The organism is Nocardia concava NBRC 100430, assembly GCF_000308815.1.
Lineage (GTDB): Bacteria > Actinomycetota > Actinomycetes > Mycobacteriales > Mycobacteriaceae > Nocardia > Nocardia concava.
The window spans coordinates 39,037-58,401 of record NZ_BAFX01000086.1 but is presented as its reverse complement, the minus strand read 5'-3'; the positions used below and the strand labels follow the sequence as shown (position 1 = coordinate 58,401).

The following is a 19,365-nucleotide window of genomic DNA, read 5'->3' as shown; positions in this document are numbered from 1 at the left end:
GCTAGTCGCCCAACTGCTTGGCCGCCCACACCGTCAGCTTCTCGCGCCCGATCTTGGCGTTGTGGCGGATATCGACGGGGAACTTCGGGTGGAAGAGAAAGCCGGTCACCGGCTTGGTGATCTCGAATTCATCGCGGCGGCCGCGCAATTCGCGTTCGACCGCGTCCCGGTCGGCCCCCGCCTCCAGCTCCACGCACAGCACGGGCTCCTGTGCACCGCGCTCGCCGATACCCACCAGCGCGGTCCGAGCCACGCCCTCGACGGTGTTGAAGACCTGTTCGACCTGCACGGTGAACATGGGCCCGTTCGCGGTCTCCAGGCGCTGACTCTTGCGGCCGCAGAAGCGGATTCGCCCCGCGTCGTCGATCCAGGCGAGGTCCCCGGTGCGATGCCAGATCGCCTCGCCGTCGTGAATCTTGCCGATCTTGTTGGCGGCCTGCGGCCAGAAGTATCGGGGGCTGACATTCGGCCCGGACACCACGAGCTCGCCGATCCCGCGCGAGGCCGCCAGCTCCGCATCACGCGCCTCGGCATCCGACCATTCGGGCAGCGGATCGTCAGTGATGGCGATGATGCGCGCCCGCACATGCAGGGCGGGACGCCCCACGCACACACCCTGCCCCTGATGCGCCTGCTCCACGAGATCGCCCAGCAGCTCCCGCGATTCGATGGTGGCCATGGGCAGCGCCTCGGTGGCCCCGTACCCGGAGTACACCTTCGCGTCCTCGGGCAGCATCTGCCGCAGCGCCGCGATGCACCAGTCCGGCACGGGTGCGCCACCGGAGTAGATGCTCTGAATGCTGTCGAGGGATTCGCCGGTCTCCTCGATGTGGTGCAGCAGCGGAATCAGCACCGCGGGGGAGGCGAACATGGTGCGCACCCCGAACCGGTGCACCGCGTCGACCACGTGCGCCGGATCGGTCGCGCCGACCTTCGAGGGGATCAAAGGCGGTAGCACACACCGGGATCCGAGCAGCAGCTCCGGAATCCCGGCGACCACCGCGGTGATCAGGGACGTGCCCGGCGCGACATGCTCGCGTGCGTCGTCCACCTGCTCGACCATGGCGCTGAGATTGCCGTGGGTGAGCACCACCGCCTTGGCGGGCCCGGTGCTGCCGGTGGTGTAGGCGATGAGCAGCGGCTCGTCATCGGGTGCGGGCTCGCGCTCGGGCAGCGTGGAAGCCGGTGTGCGGCCCCAGCTTTCGAGCGTGGGCCCCTGCCACCAGGACCGCCCGACGGTGATCGCCACCCGCACCTTGCGGAAGTAGGCGCGGAACACGATGCGCAGCGCCTGCGCCTCCACCACGCCCACGAAGGCCTCGGCGTCGGCGGCCTGCAGGCAGCGCAGCATCTTGAACATGCCCATGCCCGGGTCGATCACCACCGGCACCGCGCCGATCTTGAACAGCCCGTACAGCACCGCGTAGAGCTCGGGCCCGGGCCGCACCAGCACGATGGTGCGCACACCGCGGCCCACGCCGGCGTCGGCGAAGCGCTCGGCGATCGTCTCCGACCAGGCGTCGAGTTCGGCGTAGGTGAGTTGCTCGTATTCGGGCAGGCCCGCCCGATTCTTACCGGCGGCGTAGATCACCGCCTCTCGTTCGGGGTGGGCGGCCACGATATCGCGGAAACGATCGAGGGCGCGCCAATAAATGGTGGGCAAGGAATGCGACACACTTCCCCCAGTTCTGAGTTCATTCACTGAATATGTCGAGGAATGCGAGGAATGTATCGGTGAGGCTACACGGGGTGCTGTCGAACCGCTAGCCGTGGCGTTCCGTATTCACTTGATATACAACGGTTTTACTGTGTCTCCAGGTACCGACACCGGTTCCTTGCAACCCCCTATTCCACCCCTACGGGTCTCACTCGCCGCCGCTGGCGAACAGGGTTGTTCACCAGTCATTTCCAGCGGTTTCGCCGTGAAACCGGCTCGAGCGCACTGTGATTCGTGTGGCTCGTGTGACACCCGACTACCCGTGGGTACGGTAGCGTTTCACTCGGCATCGGGGCTACGGGATATCAGCGGGGCCGGCTCGGGGGACACCGAATTGCGGCCGCCGCAGCCAAATTCGACAGGACGCACACAGTCCAGAGAGTAGGGGGCCACATGCGTACACGCTTCGAATCGATCGGTGCGTACACACCCGGTACGGTCCGCTCCACGGAAGACGTGATCAACGCCCTTTCCGTGCCCAGGGCATTGGACCTGGAGCGAATTACCGGAATCAAGAATCGGCGGGTGCACAATGCCGATCCGGAGAATTACGAATCATCGTTCGTGCTGGCGCGCCATGCCATCGAGGACTGCCTCGAGCGCTCCGGCTACGCGGCCGAGGACCTGGATGTGATCATCTCGGTGTCCATCACGCGCTTCACCGGGCCCGGGCAGTTCTGCTACGCACCGTCTTTCGCCACGCAGCTCGGCACTGCGATCGGCGCGACCAAGGCGCTGCACTTCGACCTGTCCAATGCCTGCGCGGGCATGATCACCGGTGTGCTGGTGCTCGACCGCATGATCAAGGCCGGTGTGGTGCGCCGGGGCCTGGTGGTCAGCGGCGAGCAGATCACCCCCATCGCCGAGACCGCCACCCGTGAGATCTCCAAGCCCTACGACCCGCAGTTCGCGGCGCTGACCGTGGGTGACGCGGCGGTCGCGGTGGTGGTCGACGACCAGGGCGACGATGACGACGAGATCCACTACATCGAGCTGATGACCACCTCGGCCGGCGCCGAGCACTGCATCGGCCAGCCGTCGGACAAGACCACCGGCATCGCCATGTACACCGACAATCGCGCGCTCGCCAGCGAATCCCGCTTCCTGCAAGGCATTTCGCGCATGGCCGACTTCCTGCTGGAGACCGGGCGGGCCTGGGAGAGCGAGAAGTACGACTACTGGATCCACCACCAGTTCTCCGGCCCGGCGATCGAGTACATCAGCTCGCTCACCGAGCGGCACTTCGACACCCCGATGCCGCAGGCGCTCAATGTGTATTCCGAGTACGGCAATACCGCGTCCACCTCGCACTTCCTGGTGTTGCGGGAACATCTGGCGCAGCAGAAGATTCCGCGCGGCTCCAAGGTGCTGTTGATCCCCGAGGCGTCCGGCGTGGTCTCCGGGCATCTCGCCGCGACCATCTCCCGGCTGGAGGCGTGAATATATGAGCACCGCAATTGTTTCCGCGGCCGTGTGCACCGACACGGACACCGGCAGCTACTTCGAGTTGGCCGCGCGGGCCGGACGGCAGGCGCTCGCGGCGGCGGAGATCTCACCCGATCGGGTCGGCCTGGTGGTCAACGCGGGTGTGTTCCGCGACAGCAATATCGCCGAACCGGCCGTGGCGGCATTGATTCAGAAGCGCCTCGAGGTGGGTCTGGAGTACACGACCGGCCGGGTGCCCGCGTTCTCCTTCGACCTGCTCAACGGCGGCACCGGTGTGGTGCACGCGCTCATGGCGGCGCAGTGCTTCACCGGGCTCGGGGATGTGGAGTACGCGCTCATCGTCGCCGGGGACACCCACCCGACCACCGAGCGTGGCCGCGACGACTTCCCGTACACCGCCAGCGGTGCGGCGATCCTGCTGCACGCCTCGGCCGGTGCGGGCGGTTTCGGCCGCATCTACACCAGCGAGACCCCGGGCCCGACCGGACCGACCGCCTGGGCCGATCTCGAGGCCGCGGGCACCGACGGCCGCAAGGCGCTCACGGTGACCACCAATGTCGGTGATCCCCTCGCCCTCGCCGAGGAGGTGCTGCGCCAATGCCTCGCCGGTGAGGGCCTGGAAGCGGCCGATTTCGCCACCGGCAAGGCCGTCGTGCTCGCCCCCGCGCCGGTGCCCGGCTTCCGCGAACGCGTCGCCTACCATCTCGGGATTCCGTCCGCGGCGGTCGCGGGCATCGATCCCTTTGTCGGCGACCCGTATTCGGCGGGCCCGGTGCACGCCTACCTGAGCGCCGCCACCCAGGGCATGCTCGACGAGGCCCGCGCGGTGGTGTTCCTGGCCGCGGACGAGAACTCGGCGGCCTGCCTGGTCTACCGGCCGCAGGCGCTGGTCGCCGCTGAGGCCGCGCCGTAGGCCGATCTGAAATACACTGTTTGACAAGAAATTTCATCCGGTGAATACGCGCCGGCGGACCACGTCGGGTCCGCCGGTGACCACCGGTGATGGACTTTCTCACAGTGTTCGTTCAAGACCCGTTGTGCCCCGGCTGATCCTGGGCGCGCCAAGCGCCCTCGCTGCAATGATGCCGCTCCAGCACACCGAAGCTCGCCGTGCCACGCCACTTCAGTCGGTGCCTCCGATCGTGAAAGGGACGTCAGATGGCGCGGTCGGTCGCTCGGGACCGAGAAGACATGCCGGTGGGGGCCGGCCGGGGGATGCGATGTTCGGGTGCCGTCCCGGGCGGACCGGAGGCGGCGCGGCTGCGCGTCGCACGCGCGGTCGCGGTGCTGGGAGACGCCGCCGATATCGGTCGGGTGGCGGAGCTGCTGGACGCGGGATTCGACGAAACCCGCTCGGTGCTGGCGGAATTGGCGCAGGCCGGGCTGATCGTGGGGGAGTGCCGCCCACACCCGGAGATGGCCGCGCGGGTGCTGCGCGAGCTGCCCGACGACGAGTACCGGCTCTTGCACGCGCAGACGGCGGAACTGCTGTGCCGCGAGGGCCTGCCGGCCGAGACGGTGGCGCGCCACCTGGTCGAGGCGGGCGACGCGCGCGGGTCGTGGGCCGCCCAGATCCTGCTCGAGGTCGCCGACAATGCCATCGACGCCGACGAACTCGACGGCGCGGGAAGGCATTTGGAGCTGGCCTACCGCGCCAGCCGCCGCGCCGATGAGCGGGCGGCCATCGCGACCCGGCTGGTCGCGGTGGAATGGCGGATCAATCCCTCCAGCCGCACCCGCAATTTCGGCAGGCTCAAGGCGGCGCTGCGCACCGGGCGGGTGCCCTACCCGGACCTGCCCATGACCGCGCTGCAGATGCTGTGGCACGGTTATGTGCTGCACGCGGACCAGTCGTTGGTGCGGCTCCGGCGCGGCGCGGACGGGGCGGGCGCGCTGGCGGATCGGCTCGAATTCCTCGGCGCGTGGCTGCGCTACACCCATCCGGTACAGGCGCAACGCCACCGGTGGCTGGTATCGGGACGTGCCGCCGAATCCATACCGCTGGACCGTGATTCGGCGCATCGGCAGGCCGCCGCGCTGCTGTCCGGACTGTGGTCGGAACGCCCGCCCGCCGCCACCGCGGCCGCGGCGCAACGGATCCTGGCCCAGCACCGGCTCACCCCGACCACCGTCGAGGTGCTGGTCGCGGCCGTGGACTGCCTGCTGCACACCGATCGGCTCGATGCCGCCGACGCCTGGTGCGCGTCGCTGCTCGCCGAGGCGACCGCGCGCAGCGCCCCGACCTGGCAGGCGCTGTTCGCCTCCGCACGCGCGGAAACCCTGCTGCGCAAAGGGAATCTGACCGAGGCGGCCGGGCACGCGCTGATCGCCCTCAACCTGCTGCCCGCCGAACAGCTCGGCATCTGGATCGGGCGACCGCTCGCGGTCCTGGTCCGCGCCCTCACCGCGCAGGGCAGACACGCCGAGGCCGCCGCGCAACTGGAGCGTCCGGTGCCGCGCGCCCTGTTCGAATCCCGTTTCGCGCTGGGCTATCTGCGCGCGCACGGTGAGCACTGCCTGGCCACCGGCCGCCCGGAGGAGGCGCTGCGGCACTTCCGGCGCTGCGGACGGCTCATGGACGAGTGGGGGATGGATTTCCCGTGGCTCGCACCGTGGCGCAATGATCTCGCCGCCGCCACCCTCGAGGCCGGGCAGCAGTGGCAGGCCCAGAATTTCGCGAACCGGCACCTGGAGGCGATCGGCGGGGCCGAACAGCATCACACCGGCGGGGTCTCACTGCGAATACTGGCCGCCACCAGCGATCCACTGCGGCGGGTGACGCTGCTGCGGCGCTCGGCCGCCCTGGCCCGCACCGGCGGTGACGAGCTCGAATTGGCCACGGTGCTGGCCGATCTCGGCGACGCCTACCGGGGGCTGGGCGAGGTGGACCGGGCGCGGCCGCCGCTGCGGGAGGCCGCGCGGCTCGCGGAATCGTGCGGCTCGGAGGCGCTGCTGGTGCGGCTGCGGGTCGATCCCGCACCCGGCGCCGCGGAGGCCGGACCGCGCGAAGGCGGATTCGAGGCGCTGAGTCCCGCCGAGCGCCGGGTCGCCGAACTGGCCGCGCTCGGCAACCGCAATCGCGATATCGCCGACGTCCTCGGCATCACCCCCAGCACCGTCGAACAGCATCTCACCAGGGTGTACCGCAAACTCGCGGTCGCCCGCCGCAGCGAACTGCGCTTCGCGCTGGCCGCCAGGACGGAGGGGCGGGCCCGCACCGCAGTCGGATAGGACACCGCGGTCGGATAGGGGCACCGCGGTCGGATAACCGTTGGTCGAAAGGGGATTGGCATGATCGCGTCTCGGTCCGGGGAATCGACAACGTTGACGGAGGAGGACCGACCGGTCTTGCCGCTGCCCGAGCAAGACCCCTTCTATCGGCGCCCGCGCGGACTGAACCGGGTGGCCCCCGGCACGGTATTGCGCTCGCGTCCGGTCGAATTGGCGCTGCTCGGCCTGATCCCGCAGCGAATCACCGCCACCCAGCTGCTGTTTCGCAGCACCGATCTGCACGGCCGCGCCGAGGCGACGGTCACCACGCTGCTGCTGCCCTTCGGCGCCGATCCCGCCGCCGAGCGGCCCATCGTCTCCTTCCAGTGCGCGATCGACGCCGTCGCCTCGAAATGCCTGCCCTCCTACGCCTTTCGCCGCGGCGCCCGCGCACTGGGTTCGGTGCCGCAATTCGAACTGCTGCTCATCGAACACGCCCTCACCCGAGGCTGGGCGATCTCGGTGCCCGATCACACCGGCACCGCGGGCCGCTTCGGCGCGCCTCGCGAGCCCGGCCACCGCACCCTCGACGGCCTGCGCGCGACCCTCAACTTCCTGAACCGGCCCCCGGATTCCCCGGTCGCCCTATGGGGCTACTCCGGCGGCGGCCTGGCCACCACCTGGGCCGCCGAGCTCGCCGCCACCTACGCCCCCGAACTGAATATCCTTGCGGCGGTGCTGGGTTCACCGGTCGGCGACCTCGAAGCGACCTTCTTCCGCCTCAACGGCTCCACCTTCGGCGGCCTGGCCACCCTGTGCCTGGCGGGCCTGCGCCGCGCCTACCCGGCCCTCGACCGCAGCCTGCGCGAGCACCTCGATCCGGCCTCGCTGGCCCTGCTCGACCGCGCCGAGTCCAGCGCCACCATCCCGCTCCTGTTGCACAGCGGCCGTTCCCGCATGGACGACCTCGACGGTTCGGCCCTGGCCACCCTGCGCACCCTGCCCGAGGTCCGCGCCGTCCTCACCGACCTCAACCCCGGCGAGCGCCCGCCGCGGTTCCCGATCCTCGCCGTGCAGGGCGTCCACGACCTGATCATCCCCTGCGGCAATGTCGATCGCCTGATCGACCGCTACCGCGCCACCGGCACCCCCGTCCGCTACCTGCGCGACATCCTCGGCGGCCACGTCAGCCTCGGCCTGCTGGCCGCACCGCTGTGCGAGAACTGGCTGGCCGACCGCTTCGCACAGCGTCCCGTGCCCGCCGCGACCACGAAAACCGTCCCGTCACTGGCCTTCTCGCTGCCCGCCGTCCGTGGCTACCTCGGATTGGTGTCGATCCTGGCCAGAGCCGTGACATCCCGCCCCCTTCGCGCCCACCGTGACGACCGGGCATCGATTCCCATGAACCGCGAACACCCCTCCGACCTCGCCGCCCTCTGAGTCCGGGCGATCCGAAATCTAGCGTCGCTAGACAACCTGGCGGGGTGGATGTTACGGTTGCTCCAGTTTCTAGCGATGCTAGAAATGAGGCGAACGAGGAGTGATCGAGATGACCTTCACCAGCAATGAACAGAAGTTTCTCGCGGAGGCCGGTATCGGGCGGCTGGCGACGGTGTCGACCGACGGTGTGGTGCAGAACAATCCGACCGGTTACCGGGTGAACGCGGACGGCACCATCGACATCGGCGGGATGCGGATGCGGGGGAGCCGGAAGTACCGCAATGTCGAGGCCGGGAGCCGGGTGTCCTTCGTCGTCGACGAGCAGGTTTCGGTGGAGCCGTACGTGATTCGCGGTATCGAGGTACGCGGCATGGCCGAGGCGCTCGAGGACGTGGAGCCGCCGTTCCCGCATCAGGAACGCGCCGTCATCCGGATTCGGCCCGAACGCGTCATCTCCTGGGGTATCGACGGCGGATCCTTCGACTTCGCCGGTCGCAGCGCCTGATACTCAGGCGCTCACAGGGAGTCGGCTTTGCTGAGCCAGCCCACGATCGCGCGCGTGACGAACGGCGGCGACAGCCGGGTGGCCAGGGCGGTGAGCTTGGTCTGCAGGCCGACCAGCACGTGGGGGCCGGACCAGGGACGATGCGCGGTCGCGGTGTGCCACACCGAGTTCGCGATGTCGTCGGGGGTGAGGTGGACGCCGAGGGTGGACGCGGACTTCGAGCCGCGGTTCACCTCGGTCATCATGTCGGTCGCGACGAACAGCGGCAGCAGATCGGTGACCGGGATGCCGAAGTGACGCCACTCCAGATCGAGGGCCTCGGTCAGGGAGCGGACCGCCGCCTTGGTCGCGCCGTAGGTGGCGAGGCCGGGCTGACCGTACAGGGCCGACGCGGACGCGAGATTGATGACGCGGCTGCCGGAGGTACGGCGTAAATAGGGGAGCGCGGCGTGGCAGCCGTTGAGAACTCCCTTGATATTGACGTCGATCAGACGATGGTGACGCTCGAGCGGCATATCGCCGAAGGGCCCCGAATAGAGGATGCCCGCGTTGTTGACCAGCAGATCGAGACGGCCAGTCGCGTCGGCGAATTCCTTCAGCGAGCGGTCCCAGCCCGCCGGATCGGTGACGTCGAAGCAGCCGGTGACGGTGTGGCCGCCGATGGCCTCGGCGGTAGCCGCCACCGCGTCCGCGTCGATGTCGTAGAGGCCGACCGTCCAGCCCTCGCGGGCGAAGCGGGTGGCGATGGCGCGGCCGATACCCGCGGCCGCGCCGGTAACGAAGACGGCGGGACGGGAAGTGGTGGCGGGCTGGGACATCGGGGCCTCTCGGTCAGGCAGCCGTGCGATCGGAACGTCCGGTCTCGATCATCGCACGGTGGAAGTCGGCGGCATCGCGCGCCGCGTCGCGGCCGTCGGCGAGCAGGCCCGCGCCCAGGTGGATGAGGGTGTGCGGGGCGCTCGGGCGGATCTGCAGTCGCATCGGAACCCCCGCCGCCTCGGCCCGCTTCGCCACCGCGAGCGCATCGGTCAGCAGCATTTCGCGGGAGCCGACCTGCAGCAGAATCGGTGGCAGACCGGTGAAGTCGTGGTTCACCACCGACCAGCTCGGATCCAGCTCCCCGTCCACCGCGATGCCGCGGCGGACCACCATGTCCGGCCCGGCCGCGGGCAGCACCGCGTCGTAGCGCGCGTTCGGGTGCGCCAGCCGCGCGGTCGAATCGAAATCCGCCCACGGCGACGTGACCGAAAGCGCCACCGGCAGCGGCAGACCCAGCTCCCGCAGCGTCAACGCCAGCCGCAAGGCCAGCCCGCCGCCCGCGGAATCGCCCGCGACGATGATCTGCCCGGGCGCGAAACCCTCGGCGAGCAGATGCCGGTAGGCGGTGAGCGCATCGTCGAGGCTGTCATTGGGATGCGCGTCGGGCAGCTGCCGGTAATCCACGGTCAGCACCGGCAGTTCGCTCCACGCGGCCATGCGCGCGGTGTGCCGGCGGTAGCTGTTGAGCCCGCCCGCGATGAACGCGCCGCCGTGGAAGTACAGGATCGCGGCCTCGCGATCCACCCGCGGATCCGGAACCGGTGCGCTCCACAGCCATTCGGCCTCGAAATGCTCGAACCGCACCGGTTCGCGCCGTACCCCGCGCGGGGTGCCGAGCACCCGGGCGGGCTTCTCCGACAGCCGCGTCGCCCGGAAGATCAGCTCGGCCGGCAGCGGCCCGAGATCGGCGACCCATGCGCCCGCGCGCAGGAACGACTGCAGGGTGGTGCGCAGCACCGGATGCGCGAGCCGGGTGCCGATCCGCGCCGGGCGGACGGTCTCCACGATCACCGTCGAGGCGGGTTCCGGGGTCTGGGGCAACGTCGCCACGGGCGTTCCTGTCCGCGCCGCGAGGCACCGGGCGCTGGTGAGACAACGATGTCGATTCCGGCCCGGGGGCCGTTGATCATCTTGACCTCCGGAACGCGGATTGTCATGTCCGAGAGCCGAATTCCCGCCCGGTGGCCGGAAAGGTCAATAGCTTGTCCGACATCATCCGAGGTCGGGCCGTTGACTTATGCAGGTAAATGCCTGCATAATTTGGAGCGTGCGATCCGAACCCGACATGGACGCGGTTTTCAAGGCCCTGGCCGACTCCACCCGCCGGTTGCTGCTCGACCGGCTGCGTGAGCACAACGGCCAGACCCTGCGCGAACTGTGCGAGCGGGTGGAGATGGCCCGGCAGTCGGTGACCCAGCATCTCGACATTCTCGAGCGGGCCGGGCTGGTGACCGTGCTGCGGCGCGGGCGCGAGCGGGTGCACTACATCAATCCGACACCGATTCACGACATCGAACAGCGCTGGATCTCCGTTTTCGATCGCCCCCGGCTGGATGTCCTGCGCGCCATCAAGAACCAGGCAGAGGAGTACGCCATGACCGAAACCATCCCGAGCTACGTCTACGTCACCTATATCCACGCCAGCGCCGACCAGGTCTGGAAGGCCCTGACCGACGCCGATCTCACGGCCCAGTACTGGGGTCACGAGAATCTGTCGGACTGGCAGGAGGGTTCGTCCTGGGAGCACCGCCGCGCCGACGGCTCCGGCAAGGTCGACGTGGTCGGCAAGATCCTCGAGGTCGACGAGCCGCGCCGCCTGGTCCTCACCTTCGAGGATTCCCCGCAGGAGGACCGCAGCCCCTCGGTGGTGACCTTCCTGATCGAGCCGCACCAGGACATCGTGCGGCTCACCGTCACCCACGAGAATTTGCCGAACAAGGAAATGCTGCAGGGCATTTCGAGCGGCTGGCCCGCCGTGCTGGCCAACTTGAAGTCCCTGCTGGAGACCGGCAAGGTGCTGCCGCAGCAGCCGTGGGAGATGGAGGCCAGTGCGGCCCACGCCTGACCCGGCGACCACTGCCCGGCGGGAAGGTGCGGCGGCCGGAATGCGCAGCGCCCGATAAACGAAAAGGCACCGGAGCGAAGGGATTCGCTCCGGTGCCTTCCTTATTTCTCCTGCTTACCGCGGCGCCATGCGAATCGCGCCGTCCAGCCGGATGACCTCACCGTTGAGCATCGGGTTCTCCACGATGTGGCGCACCAGCGCGCCGTACTCGGTCGGATCGCCCAGCCGCGACGGGTGCGGCACCTGCGCGCCGAGCGCGTCGATGGCCTGCTGCGGCAGGGTCGCGAACAGCGGGGTGTGGAACAGGCCCGGCGCGATGGTCATCACGCGAATCTTGTACGAGGCCAGGTCGCGCGCGATCGGCAGCGTCATGCCCACGATGCCGCCCTTGGAGGCGGAGTAGGCGGCCTGCCCGATCTGCCCGTCGTAGGCCGCGACGGAAGCGGTATTGACGATGACGCCGCGCTCGCCGTCGGCCTCCTCGACCGCCGAGATGCGCTCGGCCGCCAGGCGGATGACGTTGAACGTTCCGATCAGGTTAACGTTGATGATCTTGGTGAAGCTCTCCAGCGGGAACGCGCCCTGCTTGCCGACCGTCTTGATCGCATTGCCGATTCCCGCGCAGTTCACCGCGATTCGCAGCGTGCCGAGCTCCTGGGCGGCGTCCAGCGCGGCGGTCACATCCGCTTCGCTGGTGACGTCGCCCGGCGAGAACACCACGCGCTCACCGAGTTCCTCGGCGATGGCCTTGCCCTGTGACGAGGGAAGATCGATGATCACGACCTTCGCGCCGGCCGAGTGCAGTTCGCGCACGGTGGCCAGGCCGAGTCCCGAGGCGCCGCCGGTTACCACCGCGACGATGTCTGCTGTCTTCACAAAACCTCCAAAATGCTTGGTCTTGTTAATGTAGATTCTGGTCCATCAGGAGGGAAGACCGGCCCGTCGGCGTGGCGTTCACGCGATGGTGCGAACCCTGCTATCCGCGTGCGCGCGCGGATTCAGAGGAGTGTCGTGCGGCGCGTCGAGTCGTTGGAATCCTGTTCATGCGAGAGAATTTCCGATCGGGACCGTTCCGCAGCTGAGCGGGCAGGTCTGATGAACACGACGACAACACACCGTCCGCCACGACCGACCGCGAGAGGGTCAGACGATGCAGAGCGACGTGCCCGCAGCGGGAATGTTGAAGTCGTACAAAAAAGTGTCGCGCTGGTACCCCGCACTGGACCCGGCCGCTCAGGCTCCCGCTCCCGAGCAGCCGCAGGAAGAACCGGCTTTCGGTGACGAGGAGGGCCCGGCCCGCTTCCCGCACTACATCCAGGACGCCGAGCCCGAGCTCGACATTCCGCCGGTGCCCGAATCCGTGCTGCGCCGCAATCACTTCGACGGCGCCTGGTCGGACTGGATGACCGAGCGCGGTGAGCGTGCCGAGAGCGACTCCTACGCACCGCCGGTGCGCTACCGCGGCAGCACGGTGATCGAATTCCCCTCCGAGACCGAGGAAGCCGAGGCGCCGCGCGCGGCCGAGGCGCCGGAGGCCGACCGGCGCACCGCCCGGGCCGCCGCGTCGCGCCCGGACCGGAGCGAGGAACCGCGCACCGATCGCGCCTCCGAACTTTTCGACGCCCTGGACGCCGAGGCGCCCGCCCGGCCCGAGCGCTCCACGGGGCGGCGGTTTTTCGCCTTCGCCTTCCTGATTGTTGCCATTGTTTTGCTAGCCATCGCCGGTGGGGTTGCCCTATATGTGCTGAATTCCCATGGCGGCACTGCGCAATCCACCGGCACACCCGGTACGGGACCCGGTTCCGGCCCGATAGCCGCCGCGGCGGCGTACAACGAGATGACGGCCCCCGCGCTCATCGGCGACCATGGACCCGCCGTCAGCGTTCCGGCCGGATAACGAGGAGAGCGGAGACAATGGATCAGGACTGGAGCCGCTGGCTCGACGAGCTGCCCGAGGAGGGCGAATCGTCGGGTCCTGCCGCGCGTTCCAAGGCTCCGGTGATGCGCTTGCGCAAACGTCGCGGGGACGGTGACGCCGGTCCCGCGCCGCGCCCGATCCTGGTGGTGGGCGGCTGCGGTGGCGCCGGCACCACCACCACGGCACTGGGCATCGCGGGGGAGATGGGCGCCGCGGGCGCCCAAACCGTCGCCGTGGACGGCACTTTCGCGGGCAGCGACCTCGCGCTGCGCGGCGCTGACGAGCATCTGAGCCCGATCAGCCTGCAGGCCTGGCTCTACGGGCGCGGTGACGACGAGGCCGCGCCGCTCAAGGAGTGCCTCTCGCGCGCCACCTCCGGAATCGGCCTGCTGTGGCGCGATCCCGCGCCGCTGCGCCGCCGCGCCACCTACCTGACCGTCGCCCGCGCGCTCGGCGAGACCGGCTACACCCCGGTCTACGACGGCGGCAATCCGATCGCCAGCCGGCATCTGCGGCCGCTGCTCGAGGACGCCGATATCGCGCTGGTGCTGGCGATTCCGGCCCGCGTGGACGCCGCCAACCGGTTGCGCGTCACCCTGGAGTGGCTCGACGACCAGTTCGGCGGGCACGGTGAGGGTCAAGGAGACGGGATAGTCGGGGATACCACGATTGTCGTCTCACATCAGTTGCCGGGCAGCGATTCTCGGATCGCTGACCATTTGCGGGAGCATTTGGACGGTTGGGTCCGCGAGATTGTCGAGATACCCTATGATCCGCACCTCGCGCGCGGAGAGTTGGTGCGGCACAGCAACCTCGCCGCCGAGACACGCCGCGCGTATCGCCGCCTGCTTGCTGGAGTGGCATCATGACCGCAGCCATGAAGGAACGCCGATCCTCCGCTCAGCACAATGCCGGGGCCGCGATGGCGGCCGGTGTCGTGCCACCGCCCGAATCTCGCCGCGCACCGATCTGGGATCGACCCGTACCCGGGGGTGGCCGCGCTCCGCTGGTGTGGTTGCTCGGTGTGCACGGGGGCGCGGGCGCGACCACGCTCTCGCATGTGCTTGCGCCGGCGGCGGATTCGTACCGCCGCTGGCCCGGCGTCTTCGAACGCGAATCCCCGTTCGTGGTGCTGGTGGCCCGCGAGACCATTCCCGGGCTCACCCGCGCCCACGACCTGCTGCGCCAGCATCACGCCGGGCTCGCCGGCCCGAGTGAGGTGCTGGGCCTGATCACCGTGGCCGCGCGGCCGGGCCGGATCCCGGCCGAGATCCGCCGCTACCGCGATGTGGTCGGCTCGCTCGCGGGCCAGGTCTGGCAGCTGCCGTGGCACGAGGAGTGGACGCTGGTGGAATCCGACCAGCTCCCGGTGTGGTCGCCCGGCGACCCGCTGCCGCAGCAGCGCAAGCGCAAATCCGATCCGCTGGAGGAGATCACGGCGGATGTGCGCGAGCTCGGCTCCGGCATCCTGGCCGCGGTCCAGGAGGCGCTGGACGCACCCCGCTCCGACGACGACGATCCGGAGGAGTGATCATGATCGTCGACGGAATGCGTCAGGTATCCGAGATGCGTTGGGCACGTGAGGTTTCCCGGTCCGCCGGGATGGAAGGGCGCTTAACCGAAAGAGTTCGCACCGCCGGTTGGACGGGAGGCCCGGTCATCGGCGAAATTGTTACTAGCAGTTCGCTTTTGGAGAAGGACAGACAATGAGCATGCTCCTCGCCGTACACGATGTGTACGGGCAGTACCTCGCCCAGGTCGGGAATCCGACCCCCGAGGCGCCGCCCGCGTCGGACAAGTTGCTGAAGCTGGTTCGGTATTTCACCTGGTTCGTTCTGTTGTCGGGAATCCTGGGCATCACCTACGCCGGTGGCCGGTTCGCCTGGGAGAAATGGACAGGAGGCGGTTTGGAGTCGCCGAAGATGGTGGCAGGGGCCATGATCGGAGGGATTGTCGCCACGAGCGCGGGCACGATCATGAACGCAGTGATCACCTAATGTCCTCCGCCGTGGCCGTGCTGGCCTACAAACAGATGCCGGCGGATGTGATCCGCCCGCTGATGCAGCTCGTCGACTGGCTGCTGTGGTGCGTGCTGCTGTTCTGCCTGGCCTGGATGATCCTGGCGGCCGGGCGGGCCTGGTACGCGTTCCGCGGCGGCGACTGGGCCGCCAACGAGGCGACGCACGGGGTGGTGATGAGCCTGCTGGGCGCGATCATGGCGACCTCGGCCAGCGGTATCGCGCTGGCCCTGCTGCCGACCTGAGGGGTACGGGCGGCTGATTTGTCCACTGGCACAACCACTTCAATCAACGACACCGTGGATCCGGCAAACGACACCGTGGAGGCGAAACGATGAGCGAGAAGGAGCCGTCCGAGCGCGACGGCGTCTCGTTCGGCGTCATCGCCTCGGCCGCGCTGGTCGCGGTGATCATCGTCGCGGGCCTGGTCGTCTACTTCAGTCACGGCTCGTCCAAGCCGAGCGCGAAGAACGAGGGCACCGACCCGGTGGCCACCGCCGACACCGGCGTGACCGGATTCGCCTCGCCCGAGGTGGATCTGTTCGGCCGCCGTGTCGACATCCCCAACAATTCGGCGGGACAACCGCTGCCGCAGGATCCGGCCAAACAGCGCCGGGCCTCCGACACCGACTGGCTCACCGCCGCCCCGCAGGGCACCACCGATCCGCACGGCTGGCAGCGGGTGCACGGCGCGTCCGTGCCCTTCTCCACCTCGGACGGTCCGGCGCGCCTGGAAAACGGTGTGGCCGTAGGGTATTCGCACACTCCGCAGGGCGCGGCCCTGGCGGCGGCGCAGATCACCTACCGGCTCAACGCCCGTCCCGCCGACCGTGAGCTCTACGTGCGCGAAGTGCGCGTGAGCGCCGATCAGCTCGCCGCCTACGACCAGGCGCTGGCCGATCAGCGGCTGCCGAAACAGCAGCCGGAGAAGGTGACCCGCTATCTGGTGGCCCCCGACGGCTTCCAGATCGAGAACTACGCCGACGATATGGCCATCGTGCGGCTGGCCGTGCGCGGCCCGGTCGTGGAGAACCGGCAGTGGTGGGCCGCGGTGCGCCTGATCATGGTCTGGGACGCCGGCGACTGGCGGCTCAAGCCCGCGACGTCGAAGACATCGCAAACCGAGAACGTGGACTCGCTGGCGGGGTGGACCCGATGGTGAATCCCGCAGCGACACATCCGGAAACACACGTTTGCCCGGCAATACTTCAGGACGCGGCATCGCGACCCATCGAAAGGTGGACCACATGCTGAGGCGGCTATTCACGATCCTCGCGGTCGTATTCACCGTCATGATCGCGACCCCGACGGTGGCCTACGGCCAGACCTACGGGTATGACCAGGCCTGCAACGAATTACACGACTCGCTCGACGGTCTCGGCGTGCCCGGTCTCTCTCTGGGTGACGCGGCGTCGGCGGCCTGCAAGGCCAGCAATGTCGCGACCCACCCGACCGATGCCGCCGCCACCGTGCGCGACAAGGCGTGGGACTCCACCTTCGGCAAGGTGGTGGACTCGCTGATGAACGGCCTGGGCGAGGCGTTGATCCTGGCGCTGACCTTCTGGATGAAGTTGCCCAACGACAGAGTCAGCGACGCGGGCACACTGTTCACGAAGATCAACGACTACACCTATCAAGCGCAGATCATCCTGCTGATGGCGTCGGTGATATTGACCGGACTCAAACTCGCGCAGGCGAGACGGGGAGCCGCCGTCAGTGAGGCGACCGATTCCTTCTGGATGTTCGCGCGCGTGGTGTTCAGCTCGTGGATGCTCGGCGCGGTGATCGTGGCCGCCACCCAGGCCTCGGACAAGTTCTCCGAGTGGATCATCGACGACTCCACCAACGGCAATGCCAAGAACATGGCCGAGCTGATGGTGAAAACCACCAAGCTGCAAGCCTTCTCGCCGGGTCTGGTGCTGATCATCGCCATCGTCGGCCTGCTCGGCGCGCTGGCCCAGATCGTGCTGGCCATCGTGCGCCAGGGCATGCTCGTGGTGGCGGCCGGCGTGCTGCCGCTGGCGGCGGCGGGATCCGGCACCAGCATCGGCCGCAGCTCCTACAGCAAGCTGATCCGCTGGATCATCGCGTTCATGCTGTACAAGCCGGTCGCGGCCATCGTCTACATGATCGCCTTCACCACCGCCGGCGCCACCGACGAGCGCACCGGCACGGTGAACCTGCCCGACGCCGACGAGGCCCAGCGCATGCTGGTCGCCATCGTGCTGCTGGGCAGCGTCGCCTTCGTGCTGCCCGCGCTCATGCGGCTGGCGACCGCCGGTGAAGTGGCCATTGTCGGTTCGGGCGGTTCGGGTTTGGCCGCCACCACCGGCACCCTGGTCGGCATCGCGGCGCTGGGCGCGGTCGGTTCGCGTGCGGTCGCGCCGCGCGCGGCGACCGGCGCCCCGGGCTATGCGGCGGCGGGACGCGGCGGACGGCCCGGCCGTCCGGGCGGACCCGGTGGACCCGGCGGCGGCGCGCCTCGTCCGACACCGGTGCCGCGGCCGGGTGGCGGCGGAGGCGGTGGCGGTGCCGCCGCGAGTCCTGCGGCCCAGGGCGGCGGTGGCGCAGTACCGTCAGGCGCACCCTCGGGCGCGTCCCGCGTGGCCAACCGTGTCGCCCAGGTCCGCGCCGCGACCGCGTCGCTGGGCAAGGCCGAGAACACGGCCGGCGACGTGGCCGGTGACCGCTGGGTCAACCGTTCCCCCGACCTCGGCAGGAGCACCATTCCGCGATGACGATGACCGACACCTACGAGCGCCGCTCGTACGGCCTGTGGAACAAGCCCCGCAGCGCAGGACTTTTCGGCCTGCGCTGGGGTGAGACCGTGGTCGGTTTCGCCGTCGTGATCACCGCGCTGCTGACGGCGCTGGCGGCCGGACCGAAACCCGCGTTGTTCGTGGCGGTCATCGGCACGGTCGTGATGGTTCCACTGGTGTGGCGGACGGGGGGCCGCTCCGGCTACGAGAACGGATTGATGATGTTCCATTGGTTGCGCGGCCGATCCAAGGGCGAGCACGTGTACCGGGGCGGGCGCTTCTCCCGGATCCCGGGCGGCGTCACCCGGCTGCCCGGGCTGATGGCCCCGTCGCGGTTGTACGAGGGCATCGACGCGGGCGGCTACAGCTTCGGCATGATCCACCTACCGCAATTCGCCCAGTACACAGTGGTTCTGCGGGCCTGGCCGCAGGGCCACGAGGCCGTCGACCAGCCGGTCATCGACCGCTGGGTCGGCGCCTGGGGCACCTTCCTGGCCTCGCTGGGCCAGACCTCCGACATCGTGGCGGTGGTGCCGGTCATCGACACCGTGCCCGAGACCGGAAACCGTTTGCTCACCGAGGTTTCCACCATCACCCGGCCCGAGGCTCCGGATCTGGCGCAGCAGGTCATGTACGAGCTGGCCACCGAGCTACCGCAGGAGCGGGTGCAACTGCTGCCGCGCGTGGCCATCACCTTCAAGGCCACCACCGCCGAGCGCCGCAAGAACCCGGCCGAGGAGGCCGTGGAGATCGGCCGCCGCCTGCCCGGCATCTGTGCGGCGTTGGCGGAGGCCGGAGTTCGCGCCCAGCCCATGGCCGCCGACGAGATCATCTCCTTCATCCGCCGCAGCTACGACCCGGCCGCGCAGGCCGATCTCGAGGTGGCGGCGGGCGAACCCGGTGGGCACGGGCTGGATTGGGCCGACGCGGGCCCGGTCTCGCACGAAGAGCGTTGGGACCACTTCATTCACGACGGCGGCCGCTCGGTCACCTGGGAGATGGACACCGCCCCCGAGGGCGCGGTCGACGAGCGCGTGCTGCAGCGCCTGCTCGCCCCCAACCCGGAGGTGCCGCGCAAGCGCATCACCATCGTCTACCGCCCGCACTCCGCCGGTGACGCCGCCCAGATCGTGGACGACGACTACAAGAACGCCCTGGTGGCACAGCAATCCGAGCGCGGCGTCGTCTCCGCGGCGGCCACCCTGCGCGTCGGCGCCACCCAGCAGGCCCGCGAGGAGCAGGCCCGCGGCCACGGCGTCACCCGCTTCGGCGCCCTGGTCACCATCACCGAACCGCTGCGCGGCGACCTGCCCCGCATCGAGGCCATCACCCGCGACCTGTCCACCCAGGCGCGCCTGAAGATCCGCCGCTGCTACCGCTATCAAGCGGCCGCGTTCGCGGCCTCCCTCGGCTGCGGGGTGATCCTCCCCGAACACGCCACCATCCCGAAAGCGCTTGCGGGGTAACC

18 protein-coding genes are annotated in these 19,365 nt (G+C 69.2%); 14 read left to right on the top strand and 4 right to left on the bottom strand.

Features of this window, described 5'->3' with window-relative positions; all coding sequences use genetic code 11:
* Position 1: 1 nt before the first annotated feature.
* A complete protein-coding gene (locus ON43_RS20055) occupies positions 2-1,663 on the bottom strand; it encodes a fatty acid CoA ligase family protein (RefSeq protein ID WP_051178776.1) in 1,662 nt (553 codons plus the stop codon).
* Positions 1,664-2,110: 447 nt separating this feature from the next.
* Here ON43_RS20055 and ON43_RS20050 point away from each other — a divergent pair, with 447 nt between their 5' ends.
* The 5 genes from ON43_RS20050 (at position 2,111) to ON43_RS20030 (ending at position 8,318) form a co-directional block, all read left to right on the top strand.
* On the top strand, positions 2,111-3,157 hold the full coding sequence (locus tag ON43_RS20050; RefSeq protein WP_040809651.1) for a 3-oxoacyl-ACP synthase III family protein: 1,047 nt from the start codon (positions 2,111-2,113) through the stop codon (positions 3,155-3,157).
* 4 nt (positions 3,158-3,161) lie between these two features.
* Complete coding sequence (locus ON43_RS20045) at positions 3,162-4,076, top strand: beta-ketoacyl-[acyl-carrier-protein] synthase family protein (protein ID WP_040809650.1); 915 nt, start codon at positions 3,162-3,164, stop codon at positions 4,074-4,076.
* 278 nt (positions 4,077-4,354) lie between these two features.
* Positions 4,355-6,394, top strand: coding sequence for a helix-turn-helix transcriptional regulator (locus tag ON43_RS20040; protein WP_040809648.1), 2,040 nt, complete (start codon positions 4,355-4,357; stop codon positions 6,392-6,394).
* A 60-nt stretch (positions 6,395-6,454) separates the two neighbouring features.
* Positions 6,455-7,813 (top strand): lipase family protein, encoded by a 1,359-nt coding sequence (locus ON43_RS20035; RefSeq protein ID WP_051178744.1) that lies wholly within the window; start codon positions 6,455-6,457, stop codon positions 7,811-7,813.
* Positions 7,814-7,922: 109 nt separating this feature from the next.
* Positions 7,923-8,318: a PPOX class F420-dependent oxidoreductase gene (locus ON43_RS20030; RefSeq protein ID WP_040809763.1), complete on the top strand. Its 396-nt coding sequence runs from the start codon at positions 7,923-7,925 to the stop codon at positions 8,316-8,318.
* Positions 8,319-8,329: 11 nt separating this feature from the next.
* On the opposite strand, the gene ON43_RS20025 is transcribed toward ON43_RS20030, so the two are convergent.
* Positions 8,330-9,136 carry an SDR family oxidoreductase gene (locus ON43_RS20025; RefSeq protein ID WP_040809647.1) on the bottom strand — a complete coding sequence of 269 codons (807 nt, stop codon included), beginning with the start codon at positions 9,134-9,136 and terminating at the stop codon, positions 8,330-8,332.
* A 13-nt stretch (positions 9,137-9,149) separates the two neighbouring features.
* Positions 9,150-10,187, bottom strand: a complete 1,038-nt coding sequence (locus ON43_RS20020; protein WP_086007982.1) for an alpha/beta hydrolase — start codon at positions 10,185-10,187, stop codon at positions 9,150-9,152.
* Between the two features lie 235 nt (positions 10,188-10,422).
* On the opposite strand from ON43_RS20020, the gene ON43_RS20015 reads away from it, so the two are divergent.
* Positions 10,423-11,202 (top strand): ArsR/SmtB family transcription factor, encoded by a 780-nt coding sequence (locus ON43_RS20015; RefSeq protein ID WP_040809644.1) that lies wholly within the window; start codon positions 10,423-10,425, stop codon positions 11,200-11,202.
* A 114-nt stretch (positions 11,203-11,316) separates the two neighbouring features.
* Here ON43_RS20015 and ON43_RS20010 read toward each other — a convergent pair whose 3' ends face one another.
* The gene (locus tag ON43_RS20010; protein WP_040809642.1) at positions 11,317-12,078 is read right to left on the bottom strand and encodes a 3-hydroxyacyl-CoA dehydrogenase; all 762 of its coding nucleotides are present in this window, start codon (positions 12,076-12,078) and stop codon (positions 11,317-11,319) included.
* A 274-nt stretch (positions 12,079-12,352) separates the two neighbouring features.
* Between ON43_RS20010 and ON43_RS20005 the strand changes: the two genes are divergently transcribed.
* From ON43_RS20005 to ON43_RS19970, 8 genes are all read left to right on the top strand, one after another.
* Positions 12,353-13,099 (top strand): hypothetical protein, encoded by a 747-nt coding sequence (locus tag ON43_RS20005; protein WP_040809640.1) that lies wholly within the window; start codon positions 12,353-12,355, stop codon positions 13,097-13,099.
* Between the two features lie 17 nt (positions 13,100-13,116).
* Entirely contained in the window at positions 13,117-13,989 is an 873-nt protein-coding gene (locus ON43_RS20000) for a MinD/ParA family ATP-binding protein (RefSeq protein ID WP_040809639.1), read from the top strand.
* Complete coding sequence (locus ON43_RS19995) at positions 13,986-14,651, top strand: hypothetical protein (protein WP_040809637.1); 666 nt, start codon at positions 13,986-13,988, stop codon at positions 14,649-14,651. Before ON43_RS20000 ends, ON43_RS19995 begins: the two co-directional genes overlap by 4 nt.
* Positions 14,652-14,826: 175 nt before the next feature.
* Entirely contained in the window at positions 14,827-15,117 is a 291-nt protein-coding gene (locus ON43_RS19990; protein ID WP_040809635.1) for a hypothetical protein, read from the top strand.
* On the top strand, positions 15,117-15,383 hold the full coding sequence (locus ON43_RS19985; RefSeq protein ID WP_040809633.1) for a hypothetical protein: 267 nt from the start codon (positions 15,117-15,119) through the stop codon (positions 15,381-15,383). Before ON43_RS19990 ends, ON43_RS19985 begins: the two co-directional genes overlap by 1 nt.
* Before the next feature lie 89 nt (positions 15,384-15,472).
* Complete coding sequence (locus ON43_RS19980; RefSeq protein ID WP_040809632.1) at positions 15,473-16,300, top strand: DUF8175 domain-containg protein; 828 nt, start codon at positions 15,473-15,475, stop codon at positions 16,298-16,300.
* Positions 16,301-16,385: 85 nt separating this feature from the next.
* A complete protein-coding gene (locus ON43_RS45770) occupies positions 16,386-17,876 on the top strand; it encodes a hypothetical protein (RefSeq protein WP_040809760.1) in 1,491 nt (496 codons plus the stop codon).
* On the top strand, positions 17,873-19,363 hold the full coding sequence (locus ON43_RS19970; RefSeq protein ID WP_083913552.1) for an SCO6880 family protein: 1,491 nt from the start codon (positions 17,873-17,875) through the stop codon (positions 19,361-19,363). The genes ON43_RS45770 and ON43_RS19970 overlap by 4 nt, the downstream gene beginning before the upstream one ends.
* Positions 19,364-19,365 lie beyond the last annotated feature (2 nt).